21 protein-coding genes are annotated in these 24521 nt (G+C 59.8%); 17 read left to right on the top strand and 4 right to left on the bottom strand.

The annotated features are described in order from the left end of the window. Positions 1 to 63 precede the first annotated feature (63 nt). From thiC to T9A_RS16035, 8 genes are all read left to right on the top strand, one after another. Complete coding sequence (thiC, locus tag T9A_RS16000; protein WP_035250482.1) at positions 64 to 1947, top strand: phosphomethylpyrimidine synthase ThiC; 1884 nt, start codon at positions 64 to 66, stop codon at positions 1945 to 1947. Beyond that, positions 1940 to 2569: an NUDIX domain-containing protein gene (locus tag T9A_RS16005; RefSeq protein WP_035250484.1), complete on the top strand. Its 630-nt coding sequence runs from the start codon at positions 1940 to 1942 to the stop codon at positions 2567 to 2569. The genes thiC and T9A_RS16005 overlap by 8 nt, the downstream gene beginning before the upstream one ends. After that, positions 2566 to 3027, top strand: coding sequence for a DUF1249 domain-containing protein (locus T9A_RS16010; RefSeq protein WP_035250486.1), 462 nt, complete (start codon positions 2566 to 2568; stop codon positions 3025 to 3027). The genes T9A_RS16005 and T9A_RS16010 overlap by 4 nt, the downstream gene beginning before the upstream one ends. Positions 3028 to 3192: 165 nt before the next feature. After that, on the top strand, positions 3193 to 3999 hold the full coding sequence (gene cpdA / locus T9A_RS16015) for a 3',5'-cyclic-AMP phosphodiesterase (protein ID WP_035250488.1): 807 nt from the start codon (positions 3193 to 3195) through the stop codon (positions 3997 to 3999). Positions 4000 to 4128: 129 nt separating this feature from the next. Beyond that, positions 4129 to 4719, top strand: a complete 591-nt coding sequence (locus tag T9A_RS16020) for a YqiA/YcfP family alpha/beta fold hydrolase (protein ID WP_035250489.1) — start codon at positions 4129 to 4131, stop codon at positions 4717 to 4719. Positions 4720 to 4801: 82 nt separating this feature from the next. Then, positions 4802 to 6688, top strand: a complete 1887-nt coding sequence (gene parE / locus T9A_RS16025; protein ID WP_035250490.1) for a DNA topoisomerase IV subunit B — start codon at positions 4802 to 4804, stop codon at positions 6686 to 6688. Between the two features lie 232 nt (positions 6689 to 6920). Beyond that, positions 6921 to 9161, top strand: coding sequence for a DNA topoisomerase IV subunit A (gene parC / locus T9A_RS16030; protein WP_035250492.1), 2241 nt, complete (start codon positions 6921 to 6923; stop codon positions 9159 to 9161). Between the two features lie 172 nt (positions 9162 to 9333). Beyond that, a complete protein-coding gene (locus T9A_RS16035; protein ID WP_035250494.1) occupies positions 9334 to 10263 on the top strand; it encodes a 1-acylglycerol-3-phosphate O-acyltransferase, YihG family in 930 nt (309 codons plus the stop codon). A gap of 74 nt (positions 10264 to 10337) precedes the next feature. Here the strand turns inward: T9A_RS16035 and T9A_RS16040 are convergent, their stop codons facing one another. Continuing rightward, positions 10338 to 11078: a TIGR04219 family outer membrane beta-barrel protein gene (locus T9A_RS16040; RefSeq protein ID WP_035250496.1), complete on the bottom strand. Its 741-nt coding sequence runs from the start codon at positions 11076 to 11078 to the stop codon at positions 10338 to 10340. 150 nt (positions 11079 to 11228) lie between these two features. On the opposite strand from T9A_RS16040, the gene T9A_RS16045 reads away from it, so the two are divergent. The 7 genes from T9A_RS16045 to T9A_RS16070 all read left to right on the top strand — a co-directional run bounded on the left by T9A_RS16045 (position 11229) and on the right by T9A_RS16070 (position 16134). Next, positions 11229 to 11759 carry a DUF4262 domain-containing protein gene (locus T9A_RS16045; protein ID WP_035250498.1) on the top strand — a complete coding sequence of 177 codons (531 nt, stop codon included), beginning with the start codon at positions 11229 to 11231 and terminating at the stop codon, positions 11757 to 11759. A 14-nt stretch (positions 11760 to 11773) separates the two neighbouring features. After that, positions 11774 to 12313, top strand: a complete 540-nt coding sequence (locus tag T9A_RS16050) for a DUF2058 domain-containing protein (RefSeq protein ID WP_035250499.1) — start codon at positions 11774 to 11776, stop codon at positions 12311 to 12313. Positions 12314 to 12558: 245 nt separating this feature from the next. After that, a complete protein-coding gene (locus T9A_RS16055) occupies positions 12559 to 13407 on the top strand; it encodes a CvfB family protein (protein WP_035250502.1) in 849 nt (282 codons plus the stop codon). 113 nt (positions 13408 to 13520) lie between these two features. Then, positions 13521 to 14135, top strand: coding sequence for a trimeric intracellular cation channel family protein (locus T9A_RS16060; RefSeq protein ID WP_035250505.1), 615 nt, complete (start codon positions 13521 to 13523; stop codon positions 14133 to 14135). A 26-nt stretch (positions 14136 to 14161) separates the two neighbouring features. Next, entirely contained in the window at positions 14162 to 14317 is a 156-nt protein-coding gene (locus tag T9A_RS17125; protein ID WP_156964926.1) for a winged helix DNA-binding protein, read from the top strand. 96 nt (positions 14318 to 14413) lie between these two features. Continuing rightward, on the top strand, positions 14414 to 15019 hold the full coding sequence (locus T9A_RS16065; protein WP_035250508.1) for a DUF2780 domain-containing protein: 606 nt from the start codon (positions 14414 to 14416) through the stop codon (positions 15017 to 15019). Positions 15020 to 15090: 71 nt separating this feature from the next. Then, a complete protein-coding gene (locus tag T9A_RS16070; protein ID WP_035250511.1) occupies positions 15091 to 16134 on the top strand; it encodes a metal-dependent hydrolase in 1044 nt (347 codons plus the stop codon). Positions 16135 to 16328: 194 nt separating this feature from the next. Here T9A_RS16070 and T9A_RS16075 read toward each other — a convergent pair whose 3' ends face one another. After that, positions 16329 to 17345: a zinc-binding alcohol dehydrogenase family protein gene (locus tag T9A_RS16075; RefSeq protein WP_035250514.1), complete on the bottom strand. Its 1017-nt coding sequence runs from the start codon at positions 17343 to 17345 to the stop codon at positions 16329 to 16331. 126 nt (positions 17346 to 17471) lie between these two features. On the opposite strand from T9A_RS16075, the gene T9A_RS16080 reads away from it, so the two are divergent. Further along, positions 17472 to 18968, top strand: a complete 1497-nt coding sequence (locus T9A_RS16080) for an amidase (protein ID WP_035250517.1) — start codon at positions 17472 to 17474, stop codon at positions 18966 to 18968. Positions 18969 to 19105: 137 nt separating this feature from the next. Here the strand turns inward: T9A_RS16080 and T9A_RS16085 are convergent, their stop codons facing one another. Together T9A_RS16085 and T9A_RS16090 are read right to left on the bottom strand one after the other, a co-directional pair. Beyond that, positions 19106 to 20023, bottom strand: coding sequence for a metal-dependent hydrolase (locus T9A_RS16085; protein ID WP_035250519.1), 918 nt, complete (start codon positions 20021 to 20023; stop codon positions 19106 to 19108). 41 nt (positions 20024 to 20064) lie between these two features. After that, positions 20065 to 21816, bottom strand: coding sequence for an SDR family oxidoreductase (locus T9A_RS16090; protein ID WP_052043111.1), 1752 nt, complete (start codon positions 21814 to 21816; stop codon positions 20065 to 20067). A gap of 298 nt (positions 21817 to 22114) precedes the next feature. On the opposite strand from T9A_RS16090, the gene T9A_RS16095 reads away from it, so the two are divergent. Beyond that, on the top strand, positions 22115 to 24388 hold the full coding sequence (locus T9A_RS16095; protein WP_035250525.1) for a TonB-dependent receptor domain-containing protein: 2274 nt from the start codon (positions 22115 to 22117) through the stop codon (positions 24386 to 24388). The last annotated feature ends 133 nt before the right edge of the window (positions 24389 to 24521 follow it).

The following is a 24521-nucleotide window of genomic DNA, read 5'->3' on the forward strand; positions in this document are numbered from 1 at the left end:
CGATAGGCGCTGGCGTATAGTGTCCGCCATCCCTGTCTTTTCCCATGTTTTCCGGAGGCCGACGTGCCAGACGATCAGCGCCCCATCACCGCTAATACGATTGATGAATCTTGCCAGCCTATCGCCGGCTCGCAAAAAATTTATGTTACCGGCTCTCGCCCGGACATTCGTGTCCCCATGCGAGAAATACACCAGAGTCCGACCCCGCTGGCGGACGGAAAGTTCGAGGATAACCCACCGGTTAGCGTCTACGATACGTCTGGCCCCTATACCGACCCGGATGTGACCATTGATGTGCGGCAGGGCCTGGCGCCAATCCGCATGAACTGGATTCAGGAAAGGGATGATACCGAGCAACTGGAGGGTTTGACCAGTGAATACGGGCAAAAGCGCGCCAAGGATCTGAAAACCGCCGGGTTGCGCTTTCAGCACACCCGCGTTCCGCGTCGTGCCAAAGCCGGCAAGAACGTGAGCCAGATGCACTATGCCCGCCAGGGCATCATTACCCCGGAAATGGAATTTATCGCCATCCGCGAGAATCAGCGGTTGCGTGAGCACCGGGAAGCGGGGCTGCCGATGGACCAGCATCCGGGGCAGGATTTTGGTGCCAGTATTCCGGCGGAGATCACCCCGGAATTTGTCCGTGACGAAGTGGCTCGGGGTCGGGCGGTGATTCCGGTGAATATCAACCATCCGGAAATCGAGCCGATGATCATCGGCCGTAACTTCCTCACCAAGATCAATGCCAACATTGGTAACTCGGCGGTGACCTCTTCCATTGAGGAAGAAGTGTCCAAAATGACCTGGGCTACCCGCTGGGGCGGCGATACGGTGATGGACCTGTCCACCGGCGACAATATCCACGAGACCCGCGAATGGATTCTGCGCAACTCACCGGTGCCCATCGGTACGGTGCCGATCTACCAGGCACTGGAGAAGGTCAACGGTGTGGCCGAAGACCTGACCTGGGAAATCTTCCGCGATACCCTGATTGAGCAGGCCGAGCAGGGGGTGAGCTACTTCACCATCCACGCCGGCGTACTGCTGCGCTACGTGCCGATGACCGCCAACCGGGTCACCGGTATTGTGTCTCGCGGTGGGTCGATCATGGCCAAGTGGTGCCTGGCGCACCATAAAGAGAGCTTCCTCTATACCCATTTCGAAGACATCTGCGAGATCATGAAGGCCTACGATGTGACCTTCAGTCTCGGTGATGGCCTGCGCCCCGGCTCCATTGCCGATGCCAACGATGAAGCCCAGTTCAGCGAACTGCGCACCCTGGGTGAACTCACCAAGATCGCCTGGAAGCACGACGTGCAGGTGATGATCGAAGGCCCAGGCCACGTGCCCATGCACATGATCAAGGCCAACATGGACGAGCAGCTGAAGCACTGTGGCGAAGCGCCGTTCTACACCCTGGGCCCGCTGACCATCGATATCTCTCCGGGCTACGATCACATTTCCAGCGCCATTGGCGCCGCCATGATCGGTTGGTACGGCACCGCCATGCTCTGCTATGTGACGCCGAAAGAGCACCTGGGTCTGCCCAACCGGGAAGACGTGAAGGAAGGCATCATCACCTACAAGATCGCCGCCCATGCGTCTGATCTGGCCAAGGGACATCCGGGCGCCCAGCTGCGCGACAATGCCCTGTCCAAGGCTCGCTTCGAATTCCGCTGGGAAGACCAGTTCAATCTGGGCCTGGACCCGGACCGTGCCCGGGAATTCCACGATGAAACCCTGCCCAAGCAGGCCCACAAGGTGGCGCATTTCTGCTCTATGTGCGGGCCCAAGTTCTGCTCCATGAAGATCAGCCAGGAAGTCCGTGAGATTTACGGCGATGGCAGGGAGCAGGTGGCGCAGGCGGACGCGGAAGCGGGCATGGAAGAGAAGTCCAAGGAGTTCCGTGAAAAGGGCAGCGCCCTTTACCATGAAGCCAATGAGTGATCTGAAGCCGCTGTTCGGCCCCGATGACGTGGAAGTGCTGGAACGGGTTACCCCGTTTCAGGGCTTCTTTCGTGTCGACACCCTGACCCTGAGACACCGGCAGTACAGCGGCGGCTGGGGCAAACCGGTACGCCGGGAGCTGTTTGTGCGCCCGCAGGCGTCGGCGGTGCTGCCCTATGATCCCCGCCGGGGTGAAATCCTGCTGGTGGAGCAGTTCCGTGTGGGCGCGCTGGAATGGCGCCAGTCGCCCTGGTGTCTGGAGTTGATCGCCGGCATTGCTGACAAGGACGGCGAAAGTGCCGCTGACCTGATCCGCCGTGAAGCCATGGAGGAAGCAGGCATTACCCTGGGCGAGATGGAAACCATCGCCGCCTATATGCCCAGCCCCGGTGGCACCAATGAGCGTCTGCAGGTATTTGTCGGCCAGGCAGATCTGGCTGACGCCGGCGGTATCTTCGGGTGCCCGGACGAAGGTGAGGACATTCGTGCCCTGACCGTGCCGGTGGCAGAGATTCCCGAATTGCTGGCGTCCGGTCTGGTGGATAACGCGGCGTCGCTGATTGCTCTGCAGTGGCTGCTGCTGCACCGCGACCGGCTGGATGCAGCCTGGGACGGAGTATGAAACGCCGCGATCGCTACCGGCTGGATTTTCGGGCCCTGATGAGCCAGTGCGAGGAAAACTACGCCCGCATGCTGCCGTTGATGAACGCCATGGGTGAGCGCGACAGCATGGATGTGGAGCTGGGTCACACCCAGCATACTCATACCTTGCAACTGCGGGTGCTGGAACGCTCCCCTTATACCACCACCGTACGCCTGGAAGACCAGGAGTTGCTGGATGTGTTGCCGGCCTCACGCCTGACCGTGCGGCTGTATCACGATGCGCGCCTGGCTGAAGTCACCGAGGCGCGTCCTTTTCGGCGGGTCAATGCCCGCTATGCCTATCCCAATCGCCATATGCACCAGCGTGATGAAAAAGTGCAGTGGAACCGTTTCCTGGCCGAGTGGTTGCGCCATGTCCACGACCATGGTCGTGATGCCGGCAACGGCTGGCGACAGCAGGTGACCGGTAATTCCTGAAGGTAGCTGTAAAGAATTGCTAACCATGTCCTGATCTTGGACGTCTTTCCTAGAAAAGTGCCATCATCTTGGTTATAAGTGATCAATGAGCGTTGAGGGAATGCTCGGGAGAGCATTCGGTGCCTCCCAAACGGGAATAATAAATCGAGGACGGGAGCGGGGATCTTGACGCAGCAGTTGCAGCCCCTTCGAGTGGTGCAGTTATCAGACTGCCATCTGTTTGCCGATACACAAGGCAAGCTGTTGGGCCTGAATACCCAGTTCAGTCTGGATAAGGTGTTGGAGCTGATCCGTGGTGAGCAGCCCAGCCCGGACCTGATTCTGGCCACCGGAGATCTGTCTCAGGATGCTTCCTTCGAGTCGTATCAGCGGCTGGAGCAGGCTCTTTCCGGCTTCCCTGCGCCGGTGTACTGGCTGGAAGGCAATCACGACAAGCCCGCCCCCATGCTCCAGGCCCTGGATTGCCATCGCGAGCGGATCAGTCCCTGTGTGCTGGAGATTGGTAACTGGACCATCATCATGCTCGACTCCACCATCCCCGGTGAAGTCCCTGGCGACCTGTTTGACGAAGACCTGAAATTTCTGGATGACGCTCTGGCCAACGCCCGAGGTGAACACCTGATGGTGTGTCTGCATCACCATCCGGTGCCGATGGAGTGTGCCTGGCTGGACACCCAGGTGGTGGGTAGTGCCGAGCAGTTTTTCGCCGTCATCGACCGCCACCCCCGTGTGCGCGCCATCATCTGGGGCCATGTGCACCAGGAATATGATGACCTGCGCAACGGCGTGCGCCTGCTGGCCGTGCCCAGCACCTGCGTGCAGTTCAAACCGAAAAGCGAAGACTTCGCCGTGGACGACAGCAACCCCGGCTATCGCTGGCTGGACCTGTACCCGGACGGCCGCATTGACACCGCCGTCAGCCGGGTGGAGGGGATTACCTTTGAGGTGGACTTCTCGGTAAAGGGCTACTGATTAATTGAAAATGGATAATTGATAACTAAAAACCTCGAATCCTGAATTGATAATGGACAACTTGTCCGGGGCCTGAGAGGCTCTTTCGTCATCAATTATCCATTCTCAATTATCAATTGGCTCTTCATCATGTCGGTTCCCGAAACCTCTCTCATCTACGTTCACGGCTTCAACAGCTCCCCAGCGTCCCACAAGGCGGGCCTGTTGCGAGAGGTGTTCGAACGCGCTGGCTGTCCTGAGCGGTTGCACGTGCCCGCGCTGCCGGTGGAGCCCAAGGCGGCCATGGCGGAGCTGGATGCGGTGATTGCCGGGGCCGGGCCGGTGGCGTTGCTGGGCTCATCCCTGGGGGGCTTCTATGCCACCTGGCTGGCTGAGCATCATGATTTGCAGGCGGTAATCGTAAATCCTGCCGTTCGACCCTGGCGACTACTGGACAAATACACAGGTATCCAGCATAACTATCACACTGGCGAGGCCTGGGAATTCAACCCGGCCTGGCTGGACGAGCTGAAGCGCTATGAAGTGCCGGCCATCAGCCAGCCGGAAAACCTGCTTCTGCTCACCCAGACCGGCGATGAAACCCTCGACTGGGAAGACGGCTGGGACTATTACGGGGACTGCCACCGCTATTGCGGCTTGGGTGGCAGCCACGGCTTTGATAACTTTGACGCCTTCATTCCGCTGATACTGCGGTTTTGTGGTATTGAAATACACGCCTGATGCCCGAGGCCAGACGCCAGACGCTTGATCCTGCCAAGCGTTCAGCGTCTGGCGTCATGCGTCTGGCGCTTCTGGAAACTCTATGGCCAATACGTATACGTCCGAAAATATTGAAGTGTTGTCGGGCCTCGACCCGGTGCGCAAGCGTCCGGGGATGTACACCGATACCTCCCGCCCCAACCACCTGGCCCAGGAAGTCATCGACAACTCGGTGGATGAAGCCCTGGCCGGTCATGCCAAATCCATCAAGGTCACCCTGCTGAAAGATGGTGGCGTGGAAGTGGAAGATGATGGCCGCGGCATGCCGGTGGACATGCACCCGGTGCAGAAGAAGCCCGGGGTGGAAGTGATCCTGTCCACGCTGCATTCCGGCGGCAAGTTCTCCAACAACAACTACCAGTTCAGCGGTGGTCTCCATGGCGTAGGCGTGTCCGTCGTCAATGCCCTGTCCACCAAGCTGGAAATTCTGGTGAAGCGGGACGGCCAGCTGCACCGGATGGAATTCGGTGACGGCGAAAAACGCAGTGACCTGGAAGTGGTCGACACTGTTGGCAAACGCAACACCGGTACCATTCTGCGTTTCTGGCCAGACGCCAAGTATTTCGATTCACCGAAGATTTCCGTTTCCCGACTCAAGCATTTGCTGCGCGCCAAAGCGGTGTTGTGCCCGGGATTGCTGGTCACCCTGGACAACCAGGTCAGCGGTGAAACGGATACCTGGCAATTCGCTGATGGTCTGATCGAATACCTGCTGGAATCCGGCCGTGGCTGGGAGCGGGTACCGGGTGAACCCTTCAATGGCGCCATGAGTGCGGAAACCGAAGCGGTGGACTGGGCGGTGATGTGGCTGCCGGAAGGCGGCGAGCTGGTGCAGGAATCCTACGTTAACCTGATTCCCACCCCCCAGGGCGGCACCCATGTAAACGGTCTTCGCTCTGGCTTGCTGGAAGCCATGCGCGAGTTCTGTGAATTCCGCAACCTGTTGCCCCGTGGCGTCAAACTGACCCCGGAAGATATCTGGGACCGGGTTGCCTATGTGCTCAGCGTCAAGATGCAGGACCCGCAGTTCGCCGGCCAGACCAAGGAGCGTCTCAGCTCCCGGCAGACCGCCGCGTTCGTGTCTGGTGTGGTCAAGGATGCCTTCTCCCTGTGGTTGAATCAGCACACCGACGAGGCAGAGAAGCTGGCGGACCTGTGCATCAACAACGCCCAGAAGCGTCTGCGCGCTGCCAAGAAAGTCACCCGCAAGAAAGTCACCAGTGGCCCGGCATTGCCCGGCAAATTGGCCGACTGTACCAGCGATGATCCTTCCCAGAGTGAAATCTTCCTGGTGGAAGGGGACTCGGCGGGCGGTTCTGCCAAGCAGGCCAGGGACCGGGTCTACCAGGCCATCATGCCTCTGCGCGGCAAGATCATGAACACCTGGGAAGTGGACTCCGCCGAAGTGCTGGGCAGCCAGGAAATTCACGATATCGCCGTGGCACTGGGTATTGAACCGGGCAGCGATGATCTGAGCGCCCTGCGTTACGGCAAGGTGTGCATCCTTGCCGATGCGGATTCCGACGGCCTGCATATCGCCACCCTGATCTGTGCTCTGTTCCTGCGCCACTTCCCGGCACTGGTGAAAAACGGCCATGTGTTTGTGGCCATGCCACCGCTGTACCGCATCGACGTGGGCAAGGAGGTTTACTATGCCCTGGACAAGGAAGAGCGTGCAGGCGTGCTGGACCGTATCAAGGCGGAAAAGAAGCGCGGCAAGGTCAACGTCACCCGCTTCAAGGGCCTGGGTGAAATGAACCCGCTGCAATTGCGTGAAACCACCATGGCGCGAGATACCCGCCGACTGGTGCGCCTGGATGTGACCGGCGGCGACGACACCCACCAGCTTATGGATATGTTGCTGAGCAAGAAGCGCGCCTCCGATCGCAAAATCTGGCTGGAAGAGAAAGGTAATCTGGCGGAGATTTGAGTGGCAAGTTGAAAGCTTCAAGTTGCAAGGCGCGGAACAAAACGTACAAGCCGGCAAGGTCGTGCACGCGAACCATCGTTAATGGCCAGCGCGAAACGCATACCGTCCAGCGAACAACGACACGGCCTCGCGTTGTAACTTTCAACTTGAAACTTGCAACTCCTTGCGCCGAAAAGAATGTATGGCCTATCGGCACTTACCGGTGCTGGGTAAATAAGAAGGCATTGAACAAATGGCTGATGAATTTGAAAGTCTTCCCCTAAGGGAATACACCGAAAAAGCGTACCTGGATTATTCCATGTACGTGATTCTTGATCGGGCCTTGCCCAATATTGGTGACGGTCTGAAACCGGTGCAGCGGCGTATTGTTTACGCCATGAGTGAGCTGGGGCTGAAGGCAACCTCCAAGTACAAGAAATCCGCGCGTACCGTAGGTGACGTACTGGGTAAATATCACCCCCATGGTGACTCTGCCTGTTACGAGGCCATGGTGCTGATGGCGCAGCCATTCAGTTATCGCTATCCGCTGGTGGATGGTCAGGGTAACTGGGGGAGTGCAGATGACCCGAAGTCGTTTGCTGCCATGCGTTATACCGAATCCAAGCTGGCTCCTTATGCGGAAGTGCTGCTTGCCGAGCTGGGCCAGGGCACGGTGGAATGGGTGCCCAACTTTGACGGCACCATGGACGAGCCCAAGCTGCTGCCGGCGCGTTTGCCCAATGTGTTGCTCAACGGCACTACCGGTATCGCGGTAGGCATGAGCACCGATATTCCGCCGCACAACCTGCGTGAAGTGGCCAACGCCTGTATTCATCTTCTCAAGGACCCGGGTGCGTCACTGGACGACCTGATGCAGTACATCAAGGGGCCGGACTTCCCCACCGAGGGGGAGGTGATTACTTCCCAGAACGACATCATCCGCATGTATGCGGAAGGGAAGGGGTCGCTCAAGCAGCGTGCCGTGTATGAGCGCGAGGAAGGTGACATCGTTGTGACTGCCTTGCCCTACCAGGTGTCCGGCGCCAAGGTGCTGGAACAGATCGCCGACCAGATGCAGAAGAAAAAGCTGCCCATGGTCAGTGATCTGCGCGACGAATCGGATCACGAAAACCCCACGCGTCTGGTGATTACGCCGCGTTCCAACCGGGTGGATACTGCCCAGTTGATGAGCCATCTGTTTGCCACCACGGATCTGGAAAAAAATTATCGGGTGAACCTGAACATGATCGGCATTGATGGCCGGCCGCAGGTAAAAAGCCTGGATATGATTCTCAACGAGTGGCTGCAGTTCCGCATGGTCACCGTGCGCCGGCGTCTGCAGCACCGTCTCGACAAGGTGCTGGAACGTCTGCACATCCTGGAAGGTCTGCTGGTAGCCTTCCTTAATATCGATGAAGTGATTCATATCATCCGCACCGAAGACGCACCCAAACCGGTACTGATGGAGCGCTTCGGGATTTCCGATCGCCAGGCAGAAGCCATTCTCGACTTGAAGCTGCGCAATTTGGCCAAGCTTGAAGAAATGAAGATCCGTGGCGAGCAGGACGAGCTCAACGAAGAGCGTGAGTACCTGGAAACCACTCTGGGCTCCATGGCGAAAATGAAAAAACTGGTGGCCAAGGAACTGCAGGAAGACGCCGACAAGTACGGCGACGACCGTCGTTCGCCGCTGGTAGAGCGTGATGCAGCTTCCGCTCTGGATGAAACCGATCTGGTCAGCGCCGATCCGGTGACCGTGGTGCTGTCCGAGAAGGGCTGGGTGCGTTCTGCCAAGGGCCATGAGGTCGATGTGGCCGGCCTCAGCTATAAGGCTGGGGACAAGTACAAGGCCTCGGCCCAGGGCAAGTCCAATCAGCCGGTGTGCTTTATCGACAGCACCGGTCGCAGTTATTCCCTGCCGGCCCATACCCTGCCCAGTGCCCGTGGTCAGGGCGAGCCCCTGTCCGGTCGGGTCAGTCCTCCGTCCGGGGCCAGCTTCATGGCAGCGGTGATGGGCAAGGACAAGGATGCCTATCTGATGAGCACCGATGCCGGTTACGGTTTCGTGGTGCGCTACGGGGATCTGCTGGCCAACAAGAAGGCGGGCAAGACGGTGCTGTCGGTACCCAAGGGGGCCAAGGTTCTGCCGCCGAAACCGATTGCCTCCACCGACGATGATCTGATTGCGCTGGTTTCCAACGAGGGCCGTCTGCTGGTGTTCCCGGTGAAGGAATTGCCAGAAATGGCACGGGGCAAGGGTAACAAGATGATGTCCATCCCCGGTGCACGGGTAGCGGATCGGGTGGAGTTTGTGCAGGACATGCAGGTGCTGGGGCCGCAGGATGCGCTCACCATCCATGCCGGCAAACGTCATTTGACTCTCAAGGCCAGCGATCTGGAGCACTACTACGGGGAGCGGGGCCGCCGTGGCGCCAAGTTGCCACGTGGATTCCAGAACGTGGACCAGATGGCCGTGGAGCGTAAAGGCGAGTAGCGCTTTTTACCGGTGAACAAAAAGCGGCACGCTCAACAGCGTGCCGTTTTTTTGTGTCCCGGTTATCGACAGTCTCAAGCTGTCGACAACCGGGACGGGTACACAGACTTGCGTGATGGCGAGAACCGGGTTTAATACACTCTCTGAGAGGAAAAAGAGTAGGAGCATCGTCATGGCTGCCACGATCACGGGCGTTATCACCGCACTATTATTGCTGCTCAATACTCTGATACTGATTGGCCCCATGATGCTGGTGGCGCTACTCAAGGTGATTCTGCCAGGCTCGCGGGCACGCCAGATCTGTTCCTCGGTAGTCATGGCTATCGCGGAAACCTGGGCCGAGATCTGCAAGGCCATCTTTGCGTTGATGACACCCACCCAGTGGGAGATTCGTGGTGTGGAGGATTTGCGCGGTGACACCTCTTATCTGGTGGTCAGCAACCATCAGTCCTGGGTGGATATCCCTGCGTTGATTCAGGCGTTCAATCGCCAGACGCCTTACTTCAAGTTCTTCCTCAAGAAAGAGCTGATCTGGGTGCCGTTTCTGGGGCTGGCATTCTGGGCGCTGGATTACCCCTTCATGAAACGCTACAGCAAGGCGTTTCTGGAGAAATACCCCCACCTCAAAGGCAAGGATCTGGAGATCACCCGGCAGGCCTGTGAAAAATTCCAGGGCATACCGGTGACGGTGGTGAACTTTCTGGAAGGCACCCGCTTTACTGCTGCCAAGCATGATAACCAGCAGTCCCCCTACCGGCATCTTCTCAAGCCCAAGGCTGGTGGTGTGGCCTTTGTGCTGGCCGCTTTGGGTGACAATCTGGATGCCATACTGGATGTGACCATCCTCTATCCGGCAGGGGCGCCACCGGGGTTCTGGGATTTGTTATGCGGCCGGGTGGATCGGGTCGTGGTGGATGTACAGACTCGCCCCCTGGAGCCGGCGCTATGGCGTAGCGATTATCAGGAAGACCCGGTTTTCCGGGCAGAAATGCAGCAGTGGGTCAGTGATCTGTGGGCGCAGAAGGACGCGCGACTGGTGCAGATGGCAGAACAGGAAAGCGAGGGGAGTGCACAACCCGCTGAGCGCGCTGGTAGCGAGTAACCAGACTTAACTGAGAGAGGCATTGTCCCTGCCTCTGCAGAGGCCAGGGTCAATGCCTTGTCGGTGACAGTCCGTTAGAAACTCAGTGAGGCCGCCAGATAGGGGCCGCCCATATCCAGGTCCGCATCCAGGTCGCTGACATCATCCAGCTTCAGGTCCATGTGCTTGTAGCCCAGCTCCACGCCAAGCAGGAAATCCGAACGCCAGCCGATACGAGCGGTCAGATCCCGCAAGGTGTTGCCGTCGTAGCTGATCGTATCGATCTCGCCACCGACATAGACGCCAGGCACCGGCAGGTTGAGTCGGCCAGAGGCATGCAGCATGGGCAGGGTCTCGTCGAAGTTCTTGGTGGTGCTGACCAGCAGGTTGTCCAGGTTGATGCTGCCCTCGATCTTGCGGACGGTCACCCCCAGATTCACTTTCAGGGCATTATCCAGCGGTGTGTAGTAGAGCGTGCCGTCGAGGATATCCAGATCGATATCGGTTGCGACCTCGGTGGTAGCCAAAAATGTCCGGCCATTGAAGGTAATGTTGCGTTGCAGGCGATTACTGGCGTCATCTGAGAGATCCAGGCTGCGCACCCGCACATTGGGAATCAACGGTACGGCATGTTCCACGCCGAGATAGAGTACCTGCTGGTTGGCTTCATCAAAGCCCAGATCATCCTGCATGCGGATATCTTCACCACCGGAGGCCACTGTGCCCTCAAACTCGGTGTCCCAGCTATAACCGCCGCCATAAACGGCAATACCTGGTGCAGACCAGGCCAGGGGGGCGGCCAGTAAACCGGCTGCCAGGAGACTGATGCGTTTCATGGAAACTCCTGCTAGTGAGTGAAAGGTCAGTATTGCAGGTCTACAAGGGTGTCACCAAGTCCACAGGGATTCTGGTACCATGCCCACAACAATGACGATTCATTCGCCGGGGCTCGGCAGGTTAGGCCCTGCTCCTGCTGACAGTGACCTATGTTTCTAGATGAAATGCCCGGGACGTTCCGCTACCCGGCACCGGAAGATGCACAAGACAAAGACCTGCTGGCGGATATCCAGCGCAAGGGATGGCACCATTTTGCGGTGGCCGGTGGCGATGGTCAGCCTGGTTTCACGTTCAGTGTGGGGCATTTCCTCAATCTGAATCACCCGGAACTGATCGTGCTGGGGCTCAAGGATTCCCTGGCGAGCCGCCTGCTGGACAGTGCCGCCGTGCGGATTCGTGGTCTGAACAAGCCCTATCAGCCATATCGCCTGTATAACGATATCGCCGATGGCCTGGAAGTCATGTTTCTGCCGGTGGCCTTCCCGCATTACAAGGAATACCTGGGCTTCGCCAACTGGTTCTACCAGAGCCTGCCTGCGCCGTACCCGGCACTGCAGATGGTGTGGCCCGATACCAAGGGCGTGTTCCCCTGGCAGCCTGGCTACGATGCCCGGTTCCACCGTGCCCAGCCGCTGCTGGGGGTGCCGCCTGCGTCCCCGTTAACCCAGAATCGCCGTTGAGTTCGGAGAGCAAGATGGCCAATTCCCTGCAAGAACAATTGATGAAAGCCGGTCTGGCGGACCAGAAGAAGGCCCGTCGCGCCAAGCAACAAAAACGCCAGGAAGCCAACCAAGCCAAGCGTGGCGAGATTGAGCTGGAGGACCCGGCCGAGCGGGCCCGACGCCAGCGCGAGGAAAAGGCCGAATCGGATCGCCAGCGTGAAGCCGCCCGCAAGGCGGAGCGCGAGAAAAAGGAAATCGCCGCCCAGATCAAACAGATGATCGAACAGAGTCGTCTGGATCGACAGCGTGGCGATGTGGCCTACCAGTTTGTGCAGGACAAGAAGATCAAGAAGGCCTGGGTCACCGCCAAGCAACAGGCTCAGCTTGAGCGTGGCCAGATCGCCATTGTGGCCCTGGGCGACGGCTATGAGCTGGTGCCCACGGTAGTGGCAGAAAAGATTCGCCAGCGTGAGGAGTCTGCGGTACTGCTGCTGAACGAGCGAGGCAATAACGCCGTGGACGAGGATGACCCCTACAAGGACTTCCCGATCCCCGACGACCTGATGTGGTAGCGCGCGCAGCGCCAGCTACGAGCTACGCTCGATTGGGTTGAAATGGTCTGGAAAGTTCCTAGGACCTCGGTATTCCTACGAAGCCACTGTAGGAGCGGCGCTTGAGCCGCGAACCTTGCGTAGCAAGGAAATCGCCCGCAGGGCGATCAGGAATTCCAGAACTCGACAGGTTTCACAAAATCGAACCTGAAACATGAGCGCACACCCACAGCGACCCGCACCCTTACAACAACCAGGCCCGAACCATGACCGCATCTCCCACTCTTGGCGCTCGCCACTCCCTGGAAATTCTCAAACCGATCCATAACGGGCTGCTACTGGATGGCGGTTCGTTGGGGGAGGTGCTGTTGCCGTCCCGGGAAGTGGAAGGCCAGAATCTGGGCCCCGGCGATAGTGTGCTGGTCACTCTATACAGCGATGGTCAGGGTCGGCCCATGGCCAGCCTGCGTGCCCCTCGCGCTCAGCATGGTCAGGTGGCGTCCCTGAAAGTGGTCTCCACCAGCAAGGTGGGGGCCTTTGTGGACTGGGGCATGCCCAAGGACCTGCTGCTGCCCTTCGCCGAGCAGAAGGGGCCGGTGCGCGAGGGAGACTGGGTACTGGTGATGATCACCACTGACCGGGAAGGGCGGCTGCTGGTCAGTGCCCAGTTGGACCGCTTTCTGGACGATACCAGCGACGATTACCAGCAAGGTGACGAGGTGTCTCTGGTGGCGGCCCATGCCACCGATCTGGGCTACAAGATGGTGGTGGATAACCGCTCCTGGGGCATGATTGCCAAGCAGGAGTTGCGCGCGCCGCTGCGGCCGGGTCAGCGGGTTACCGGCTATGTCCAGCGCCTGCGCGAGGACGGCAAGATCAGCCTGTCACTGAACCCCCCCGGAGCGTTGAAGAGCGAAGGCTTGAGTGAGCAGATTGTGGCTGCCCTGGAAGCCGCCGGTGGCGAACTGCCGCTGGGTGACAAGAGCAGCCCGGAAGCTATCTTTGCCACTTTCCGTTGCAGCAAGAACGCCTTCAAGCAGGCCATCGGTGGGCTTTATAAAGAACGCCGCATCGTCATCGACAAGCAATCCATCCGCCTGACGCCGCAGGACTGAGCCGGCGTCTACCCGGTATTCAGGGACTCCCCAGGGTGGCGCCAGTCACCAAGGTCGAATTCATCGCGGCCAGGATTCAGGCATCATGGCCTGAATAGTCGGAGTCTCTACGCATGTTGTTAACCCTCTATCTGATCGGCATCACCGCCGAAGCCATGACCGGTGCCCTGGCCGCGGGGCGCCTGCGCATGGATCTGTTCGGTGTAGTGATGGTGGCCTGCGTCACCGCCATGGGCGGTGGTTCGATTCGTGATGTGCTGCTGGGGCATTATCCCCTGGTCTGGGTGGCCCATCCGGAGTATCTGGCACTGACTGCCATGGCGGCCCTGGTCACCACCTGGGTGGCACCGTTGATGCGCCGCTTGCGGATGCTGTTTCTGATCCTGGATGCCATGGGCCTGATGGTGTTCACCGTGATCGGCGTGAAGGTGGCGCTGGATATGGGATTGGCAGCGCCGGTGGCGATTTTGTCCGGGCTGATTACCGGCATCTTTGGCGGGGTGATTCGCGATCTGCTCTGTAACCGGGTGCCGCTGGTGTTCCAGAAAGAGCTTTATGCGGTGGTTTCGCTGGGGGCAGCCTGCCTGTATCTGCTGTTATTGCACTGGCAGTCGCCGGTCTGGTTGGCCACGGCGGTGACGTTGGCGGCAGGCTTTATGGTGCGCCTGCTGGCGATTCGTTATCAGTGGCATCTGCCGCGTTTTCATTACAACGTACCGGAAGACTGAGAGCGTTACTGCCAGTTCATCGTCGGGTGCGTTTGTTTCTCACCGAGCAGGGCGCCAAGCTGGTCAGCAACGGGCAGCGAATCCGCGAGCAGGCGTTTGCCTCGCTGCTGCAGAACCTGGATGGGGTGGAGCGTAAACAGTTGCTGCAGCTACTGGAAAAATGTTTGCCGGACGGGTCATAGGCTTGCCATAAACTGTTGGTCCTGATGTCCCGGAGCCGGTAAGGTTTGTCGCTGCTACAGGAGCAAGGAAGTGCAATCAATCATCAAGGAGCAGGTATGAATACGTTTCGAATCGGGGTTTTGGGTGTGTCCTTCTGTCTGGTGCTGGCGTCTCCGGCGCAGGCTTTCGATCTGAAGAAGATGACGGACTCCGCCAATGCGGCGGTGGACAAGGCTTCCGAGAGCGCCGATGCGGGCATCAACAAGGCGTCCGAGACAGCCAACGATGGCATCAACAAGGCGGGTGACTCTGCCAACAGCACGCTGGATAGCGTCAATGGCGGCATGGCCGTTTCCGGTGAAGCCAAGGCACTGGTCGATTCCCTGTCCACGGATCTGGACGTGTCCGGTCAGCAGGCCGCAGGCGGTGCCGGTGCCTTGCTGGCCATGGCACAAAGCAACCTGTCCGGTGACCAGTTCAGCGGTGTCCTTAACAAGGTGCCGGGGCTGGAATCCCTGCTTGGCGGCGGAGAAGGCGGTGGTGTGGCGTCGTCCATGCTGGGCAATATTTCCAGCATGCAGGGTGTCACCAAGGCGTTCGGCGCGCTGGGTATGAGCCCGGAGATGGTCAGCCAGTTCGCGCCGAAAATTCTCGGCTTTCTCGGTGACAAAGGCGTCACCGGTCAGGTGCTGAATAGCCTCAAGGGCTTGTGGGGCGTCTGATCGTCGCATCCATCTTGACGGTCTGCTGGCGATGTCACAGCTAAAATACTGATTTTGCCAGGGGCGTATTGATGGATTCCTTGTCGCAGGTTGTTCTGGGTGCCTCGGTGGGCGGTGCGGTCATGGGCCGCACGCTGGGGCGCTCGGCATTACTGGGTGGTGCCTTGTTGGGCACCTTGCCCGACCTGGATGTTCTTATCGACTATGGCGATGCGGTGGCCAACTTCACCGAGCATCGCGGTTTCAGCCATTCCCTGCTGGTGTTGCTACCCGCCTCGTTGTTGCTGGCCTGGGTACTTCAGCGCTGGCGTCCGGCCATCAGCCTGTGGCGCTGGTGGGCCTTCACCGGTCTGTGTCTGCTGACCCACCCGTTACTGGATTCCTTTACCACCTATGGCACCCGCCTGTTCTGGCCGCTGGGTGATCCGGTGGCAATCAGCAGCATCTTCATCATTGATCCGCTTTATACCCTGCCGTTGCTGTTTGCTGTGTTGTGGGCCCTGTGGCGGCCGCCGGCCAGGACGGCGCTGGCCACCGGGCTGACGCTGTCTTCCCTGTATCTTTGCTGGAGTATGATGGCCCAGCAATGGATGACACAGCGGGTCATGCCAGTGCTGGCGGAGCGGGGGCTGGATCAGGCGCCGCGCCTGGTGCAGCCCATGCCGTTTTCGACCCTGCTGTGGCGGGTAACGGTGCTGGGTGAGCAGCAGCGACTGGAGATTGTCACCGGGGTGCTGGATAGCGGCGATGCCCTGACGGTTGAAACCTTCCCCCGCTCGCCGCAGGACTATGCCGAGGCCATGCAGGTGCCGGCGGGGCGCAAGCTGGCCTGGTTTACCAGGGGGTTCATCGATGTGGAAGCCGGGCCAGACCAGTTACTGGTCACGGATATTCGCCTGGGGGTACCGGGTTTGCACCCCTTTCAGTTTGTGCTGGCCGAGCATAAAGACGGTGGCTGGAAGGCTTTGCCCAGCTATAAGCTGCCGCGGCCAATGGCCAACCCGCAGGCCTGGCCGGCGCTGCTGGACCGGACCCTGGCCCGCCAACCGATTCTTTGCCTGACCACCCTGGAAGCCTTGCCGGCCGGCAGCGCCTGTCCATCGGTGATGCCCTGACGCCCGACCCCGCTCGGCAACAGTGGTGATTACCCGGGATGATGGGGGAGTGGTGGGGAGTTAACTGTTGCGCGTGAAAAGAGAGGTTTGATCTGTAACGCAAGAGGCCGCGCCCATGGTTTGAGCGCGGCCTCTTGCGTTGAAAAAAACAGCACAAACAAATCGCGTCGCTGTTAACTATTCAATGTTAACTGTTAACTACTTTCCCACCCCGCCAACACCAACTTGCCAATCGTCTGCCCGCTTTCCAGCTTTCGGTGGGCGGCTTTCAGGTTGTTGGCGTTGATCGGGCCCAGGCCTTCGCTGAGGGTGGTCTGGATGGTGCCGGCGTCTACCAGGGTGCGGAGCTGGTCGAGGATGTCGCCCTGGCGCTGCATGGTTGCGGCGAACATGGCGCGGGTGAACATGAACTCCCAGCAGAAGCGGGCGCTTTTCGGTTTCAGGGGGTTCAGGTCCAGGGGGGCACGGGCATCGACGATGGCGCAGATGCCACCGAACGGGGCCACCGCCTGGCAGGCGCTGTGCCAGTATTCGTCCAGGCTCTGGGTGACCAGGATGCCGTCCACCTGGGGGTGACCGAGCAACTCCAGTTGCGGCAGCAGTTCCTTGCGGTAATCCACCACCTGATGGGCGCCCATGGCCTGGCACCAGTTGGCGGAGGTCTCGCGCCCGGCGGTGGCAATCACGGTCAGCCCAAAATGGTGGGCGGCCAGCTGGATGGCGATGGAGCCCACGCCACCGGCGCCGCCGATTACCAGCAGACTTTTTCCTTCGCATTCGCCGGGCCGGAAACCGAGCTGGTCTTCCAGGGCTTCCCAGGCGGTGATGGCGGTCAGGGGCAGGGCGGCAGCTTCCTGCATGCCCAGGCTGTCCGGTTTTTTTGCCACCAGGCGCTCGTCCACACACTGGTATTGGGCATTGCTGCCCTGACGCTGCAGGGCGCCGGCATACCAGACCCGGTCGCCTGCCTGAAAATTCTTCACCTCGGCGCCCACTGCCTCAACCACCCCGGCGGCATCAAATCCCAGTACCCGATAGCCGCCCTGGTCCACCGGACGCTGGCGCAGTTTGGTGTCGATGGGGTTCACGGATACCGCCTGTACAGACACCAGCAGATCCCGGGGACCGGGAGACGGCAAGTCCAGCTGGATATCTTCCAGCGCGTGTACATCATCAATGGTTCTGGGTTGGTTGAAACCGATCGCTTTCATGCTTTGCCCCTACAACGTAAACACACAAGCTTTGGCCCACTTGGCAGGGCAGACTATGCCACAGTAACCGGATTGTCGCCTTGCGACCGTCGCAAAAAACGATAACGTTTTCGGGAGAGCACACGCATGAAGTTCGAGGAATATCGCCAATTTGATGCCATGGGGCTGGCGGAGCTGGTGGGTAAGGGCGAGGTCGCTGCCAGCGAGTTGCTGGAGACTGCCATCGCCAGGGCGGAGCAGGTGAATCCCTCCCTGAATGGTCTGATTATTCCCCTTTACGAGCAGGCCCGGTCGCGCGCCGCCTCACCGCTGGAAGGCCCCCTGGCCGGGGTGCCCATGCTGGTGAAGGACTTGTTTCAGGAAATGGGAGGGGCGCCCAGCTATCAGGGTAACAAGGCGCGCAAGAAAAACGATATCCGCGCGGATCAGGATTCCACCCTGGTGGCCCGCTGGAAGGCCGCTGGTCTGGTGCCCTTCGGTCGCACCAATACCCCGGAGTTCGGCGCCAAGGGGATCACCGAGCCGGATTCCTATGGCCCGGCCCGCAACCCCTGGAACCCGGACCATACCCCCGGTGGTTCATCCGGTGGCTCTGCCGCCATGGTGGCGTCCGGGGTGGTGCCTGTAGCCGGCGCCAATGACGGTGGTGGCAGTATCCGCATCCCGGCAGCCTGCTGCGGCCTGTTCGGACTCAAGCCCGGTCGCGGGCGCACTCCCTGGGGGCCCACCTTTACCGAAGCCATGCACGGCATTGCGGTGAACCATGTGCTGACCCGCTCGGTGCGTGACAGTGCGCTCCTGCTGGACCTCACTCACGGGGATGAGCGCGGCAGCCTGTTCCAGATCGCGCCGCCGGCGCAGCCCTATCAAGTGGCTGCGGCATCCCGTCCCGGGACCCTGCGAATCGGTTTTTCCACGGCGTCGCCGCTGGGCACACCGGTGGATCCTGAAGCCGTCAAAGCGGTGGAGAAAACCGTGGCCCTGCTACGGGAGCTGGGCCACGAGGTGGTCGAGGCCGAGCCGCAAATGGATGCCAAACAGATGTGCATGGACTGGCTCTCCGTCTGGTTTGGTCAATGTGCCGCCGAGGTTGATGAAGTGAAGGCGTTGACCGGCTGTGGTGACGAAGGGTTCGAGCTAGATACCCTGGCCATTGCCGCCTTTGGCCGCGCGACGCCTGCCCATGAATACGTGAAATGTCAGACCCGTTGGCAGCAGTACATGATCGCCCTGGATACCTTCCTGGAGCAGTACGATTTCTGGCTGACGCCGACGCTGGCCATGCCCCCCGCACGAATCGGGGAAATGGCCACTCCGGGCTGGCAGCAGAGCGCCCTGAAAATGCTGCTCAAGGTGGGCGGCGAAAAACTGTTGATGAAAACCGGCATGATCGAACAGATGGCCATGGAGAACTTCAAATACATGCCCTTCACCCAGTTCGCCAATGTCACCGGGGTGCCGGCCATGTCGGTGCCGTTGCATTGGTGTGACTCTGCTTCAGGAAAACCGGGCCTACCGCTGGGGTCCCAGTTTGTCGGTGGCCATGGCGATGAAGGCAAGCTGCTGGCGCTGGCGGCGCAACTGGAAGAGGCGGCACCCTGGTTCGACAAGGTGCCGATGTAGAGGCTAAACGGCGAGTTACGAGTTGCGAAGAGCGAAAGGTTTTTCGTTACTCGAACCTCGTCACTCGTTTTTGATTTTTGTCATCGCTTCGAGCCTGCCGGGATCACGCCCGGGCAGGCGCTTTGTGGGATGACGTTTCAGTGCACCGCCGCTGCTTTTGCTGCAGGTGAGCGTGCCAGGTAGGCCAGCGCCTGTTCCGTGTCGCCTTCGTGGATCGGGTGGAAGCGGGGTGACAGCCAGCGCAGGGTGGCGTTGACCAGGAAGGTGAAGGTGGGCACGTTCTCGGTGCGCTTGCCGGTCTGTTCCAGTTGCATCAGCAATTGCGGTATCAGGGTACGGCCCATTTTGCGCACGCTTGGGTCCGGGTCCTGACGGGCCAGGCTGCGGCCGCCCTCGGAAATGAAGTAGATGAACAACGGAAACACGATGGCCATCAGTGCCTGACGGCTCACGTAGAAGCCGAGCTGTGTCTTGCACAGGTGTTCGAACAGGTCGAAGGCTACCGTGCGATGCTCCACCTCTTCCGCCAGGTGCCACTTGAACAGATCCACCATGGCCGGGTCGCCGTTTTCTTCCCAGGTGTCGTTGTCCATGGCCCACTGGCCGAGTACACCGGTGAAGTGCTCGATGGCGGCGATCAGCCCCACCCGCAATACCAGCCACTGTTTCTGAATCGCCTTGCGCTGCAGGAATTTCATCCCGAAGGGAGCCTCGCCGAGGAAGGTGCCGAACAGCCACTCCACCCGCTGCACGTACTCATCCACACTCAGCCCATGGCGTTCCAGATAAAGCTGGGCCTTGCTGTGGGCCCGGGAGTGCACGGCTTCCTGACGGATAAAGCCTTCCACGTCGGCGCGCAGCTGGTCATCGGTGACCAGGGGTAATGCCTGGTTGTAGACCCGGCAAAACCACAGTTCTCCGGCGGGTAGCAGCAGATGGATGCCGTTGATGATATAGGTGGAAAAGGGATCATCCTTTAGCCAGTGCAGTGGCGTCGCGTCGAAATCGAACTGCACACGGCGGGCTTTCAGTTGATGGCGCACAGGGCTGTTCATGGCTGTTGTTCTCCCGTTGTTATGGTCAACACGTCATCAATTCAGGCGGTAATGTCCAGACGCGCTACTTGCCGGGAGAGCACCGGGGCAAAGCGGCTGAGCAGTCGGGTGGTCCAGGCTTCGGCACCCACCAGGGACAGGGCCGGGTTATTCAGCACGGCGTCGAAAATGGCGGTGGCCACCTGGTCCGGGGAAAAGTTGCGGCGCTTGTACAGGGCATCGGCCCTGGCTCGCTTGTCCGCTTGTTCTTCGTCGCCAAGGCCGGCATAGACGGTGCTGTTGGCAATGCCGGTGGCGACAAAGCCGGGGCAAATCGAGGTGACGCCGATATGGTGCTCGGCCAGCTCCGCACGCAGGCATTCGCTGAGCATGTGCACCGCGGCCTTGCTGGTGGAGTAGGCGGCCAGCTTGCGGTTGGGGGCGAAGGCGGCGGCGGACGCCACGTTGATGATGTGGCCCCTGCGGTGGCCGTCGATCATCTGCTGGGCAAACAATCGTGAACCATGGATCACGCCCCACAGGTTGACCTTGAGCAGGCGCTCCCAGTCTTTGCTGGAAGTCTCCAGTACGCCACCGGCCATGCCGATGCCGGCGTTATTGATGACGATATCCGCGCCACCCAGTTCCTTGCCCGTCCAGCTGGCCAGGCGCTGCATGGCCTGGGCTGACCCCACATCCACCTTGCGCGGCCAGGCTGCGGCGCCCAGTTCGCGGGCCTGTTCGGCGGTGCTCTTGGCGCTCTCTTCATCAATATCCACGCACACCACATCGGCGCCTTCAGCGGCAAAGCGCAGGGCGGTGGCACGGCCAATGCCGGAACCTGCGCCGGTGATGACGGCGGTTTTGCCGTACAGCGGCAGGCCCAGTCTTTCCGGGCGAACGCGGGCATGCTGCAGGGCGCCCGGCATATTGCCGTTTTCCACGCCGGCCACGAAATCGCCAATCCAGGCAGCCAGAGTGTCCGGGTGGCTCAGCGGTACCCAGTGGTTGGCATTGATATCGCGGCGGTACAGCTCGTCCACCCACTCGTGCAGGTCTTCAAAAAGCTGGGTGCCCACATAGTTGTCACGGGTGGGCACGATCAGCTGTACCGGACAGGGAGCGTGGCGGGCTTCCGGGTTGATCAGCTTGTTGCGAAAGTTGGCGCGGTACAGCTGCACGCCGTGCTTGCCGTCCTTGCCCTGGGTGGGGTTGGCTTCCGGCTCCTGCACATTCTCGCGGTGCTTCAGATAGCGGGGCCAGAGCTTGTCCAGGCCTCCCTGCCAGGCACCGGGGGCCAGTACTGGCAAGTGAAAGAAACCGATGTACCAGGAACTGAGTACCTGCTTGAACACCTTGGTCTTGGCGGAAGGAGACAGGTTCAGGGTGCGCCGGCGCATCCAGTGGCCCATGTGATCCAGGCAAGGGCCGGAGATAGTGGTGTAGGACTTGATGCGTGCCTTGAGCGGCCCTTCGGCGGTGACAGATTCCCAGCTCTGGATGGAGCCCCAGTCGTGTCCCACCAGATGAAAATCCCGCCCGGGGACAGTGGCGTCCACCACTGCCGCCAGATCCGCAGACAGCAGGCTCATGCGGTAATCCGCCCGCTTGCGGGGCGCGTCGGAGGCACCGGCACCGCGTACGTCGTAGCTGATCACGAAGTACTTCTTCGCCAGCCGATCCGCCACCGGTTGCCAGATACTGTGATTGTCAGGGTAACCATGAACCAGTACCACCGGCACCTTGCTGCTGTCCCCAAAGGTATAGACCTGCAGATTGACACCCTGGCTGGTCACCGTGGCTGTGGTTGTCATAAGGCACTCCTGAAAGATGGCGACGCCAGATCTGGACGACGTCAAGTTAACCGAATGTATCAGTGAGCAATGTAACGGTCAACGAGCAGAGTGTGACTATTGGGACCGGGAATCCGGCGCCAGCGGCCAAGCAGCAAGGGTAGGCATCATGCGTTCCCGGGCGTCTTGAGAGTTCCCGTGAATGCTGGGGCCTTACAATCTTTACCATTTTGAGATCCGTTATTGTTTGATATTGATTCTCAATAACAGCAGAATGCCGCCGCTTCTATACCGATTAACGGAACGAACGGGGGATGTAATGATAACGACTCTGGTAGCACTACCACGGCGTACCTTGCTGGCAACCTTGGCCCTGGCTATCACGACAGCATCGGCGGCGGCTGAGCAAAACGGGCAGAGCCATGAGCTGAAAGCGATCAATGTGGTGTCCGCTGCCGGTTTCGAACAGAAGATCTCTGAGGCTCCGGCCAGCATTTCCGTGATTGGTGAGCAGGAGCTGCACAGCCGCCCGTTTACGTCGGTGGTCGATGCGGTGCGTGAGCTGGAAGGGGTGGATGTGGGGGAAACCCGCGACAAGACCGGCCAGGCCTCTGTTTCCATGCGCGGTATGGGCTCGGATTACACCCTGATCCTGATCGACGGGCGTCGCCAGAATAATCATGGTGACATCTACCCGAACAACTTCGGTGGCAACCAGTTCAACCATATTCCGCCCATGGATGCCATTGAGCGCATCGAGGTGATCCGTGGTCCGGCCTCCACGCTCTATGGTGCCGATGCCATGGGTGGGGTGATCAATATCATTACCAAGAAGAACTTCGACCAGCCGGCGGCCAGCATTACCGTGGGTGGCACCTTTCAGGAACAGAGCGAGTTCGGCAATGACGTGACTACCGACCTGTATGTTTCCGGCCCGTTGGTGCCCGGCAAGCTGGGTCTGGCCCTGCGCGGCAGTCTCTATGACCAGCAGGCGTCCGATCCGCAGTTTGATCCCGCCATTGCGCCGGATGGAACGGTTGTCGATCGGGAGCTGGGCTTTGGCGGTGGTGGCGCTACGGTGCGCAACAAGGACATTGCCGGTGGCTTCACCCTCCGCTGGACGCCAGTGGACAACCAGCGTATCTCGCTGGATTACGACCAGTCCGAGCAGGTGTACAACAATGACAAGAGCCAGGTCGGCACCCAGGACAGCGTGGACCGTCTGCCCATGGCCGGCTATGCCAAGAATCAGGAATTCACCCGTGACCAGGTCGCGCTGACCCATGAAGGGGACTGGGATATCGGCTACAGCACCGTTTCCCTTACGCACCTGGCGACCAACAACAAGGGCCGCACCCTGCCGCTGACGGCGGCGGAGCGTGACCAGTACGATCAGATGGTTACCAATGGGGCCACGAATCAGGAACTGGAAGCGGCTTTTCTGCCGCGCCCGGCGCGCACCTTGGAAAGCCGGGAGTGGCGACTGGATGGCAAGCTGGAACTACCGGTGAATGCCCAGCACTTTGCTGTGCTGGGTACCCAGGTGATTCGTGGCGAACTGGAAGATGGCGTGTTCGGTCTTGAGGAAGGTCGTAGCGGCCGGGTTTCCGACCACAACATGTGGGCCCTGTTTGCCGAGGATAACTGGACCCCGGTGGATCCCTTTACGCTTACCGCCGGTGTCCGTTACGACAACCATGAAACCTTTGGCGATCAACTCAGCCCACGCCTTTATGGCGTTTATGAACTGACGCCCGCCTGGACCGTGAAGGGGGGCGTCAGTACCGGCTACAAGACGCCCAAGACCACCGATCTGTATTCAGGGATTACCGGTTTCGGCCGTCAGGGCACGCTGCCCTGGGTGGGCAACCCGGACCTGGAACCGGAAACCAGCGTTAACTCCGAAATCGCCCTGTACTGGGAGAGCGTCAATCGTCATAACTTCAACGTGACCTATTTCCAGAACGATTTCAAAGACAAGATTGTGCGCCAGGACAGCGCGCTGTGCTCTGCCAACGGGGGGCAGAAACCCTGTGTGGATCTGGGCGCCTACGACTCCCTGGGCGGCATCGTTACCCAGCCGGTGAATGTGGACAAGGCGGAAATCAAGGGTGTGGAAGTGGCCGGTCGTTACCAGTTCCTGCCGCGCTGGGCGCTAAAGATGAACTACACCTATATCGATAGCGAACAGAAGAGTGGAGACCAGAAAGGTTACCCGCTGACTGGCACTGCCAAGCACATGGTCAATGCCACCCTGGACTGGCAGACCACTCAGACTTTCGGCATGTACCTGACCATGGAAGGACGGCACGACCGTTTCCGCGGCTTTGGTCGCAGCGGTCTCAACACCGATTCCAGCGGCGGCGAGTACTGGAAAGATTATGAAATCTTCCACCTGGGTGCACGCTGGGCCATGAATGACACGCTCACCTTTACCGCCCGGGTCAACAACCTGCTGGACGAAGACTTCACTACCTATGACACCGCATTTGAAGATGATGGCATGGGTGGCTTCGAGCCGGTTTACTTTGACGACTACAACAACAAGGATGCCCGCCGCAGCTACTGGCTGAGCATGCAGGCGCGGTTCTAGTTCAGTTGACAGTGAACAGTTGACAGCGTCGCGGATTGACGCCTAGCAAAAGGAAGGCAAAGAGGCCGCGTCCAACCGTTGAGCGCGGCCTCTTGCGTTTAGAAGAACTCCCGTAGGGTGCACTGAGCCTAAG

The sequence above is a fragment of the Alcanivorax jadensis T9 genome (assembly GCF_000756655.1).
Taxonomy (GTDB): Bacteria; Pseudomonadota; Gammaproteobacteria; order Pseudomonadales; family Alcanivoracaceae; genus Alcanivorax; species Alcanivorax jadensis.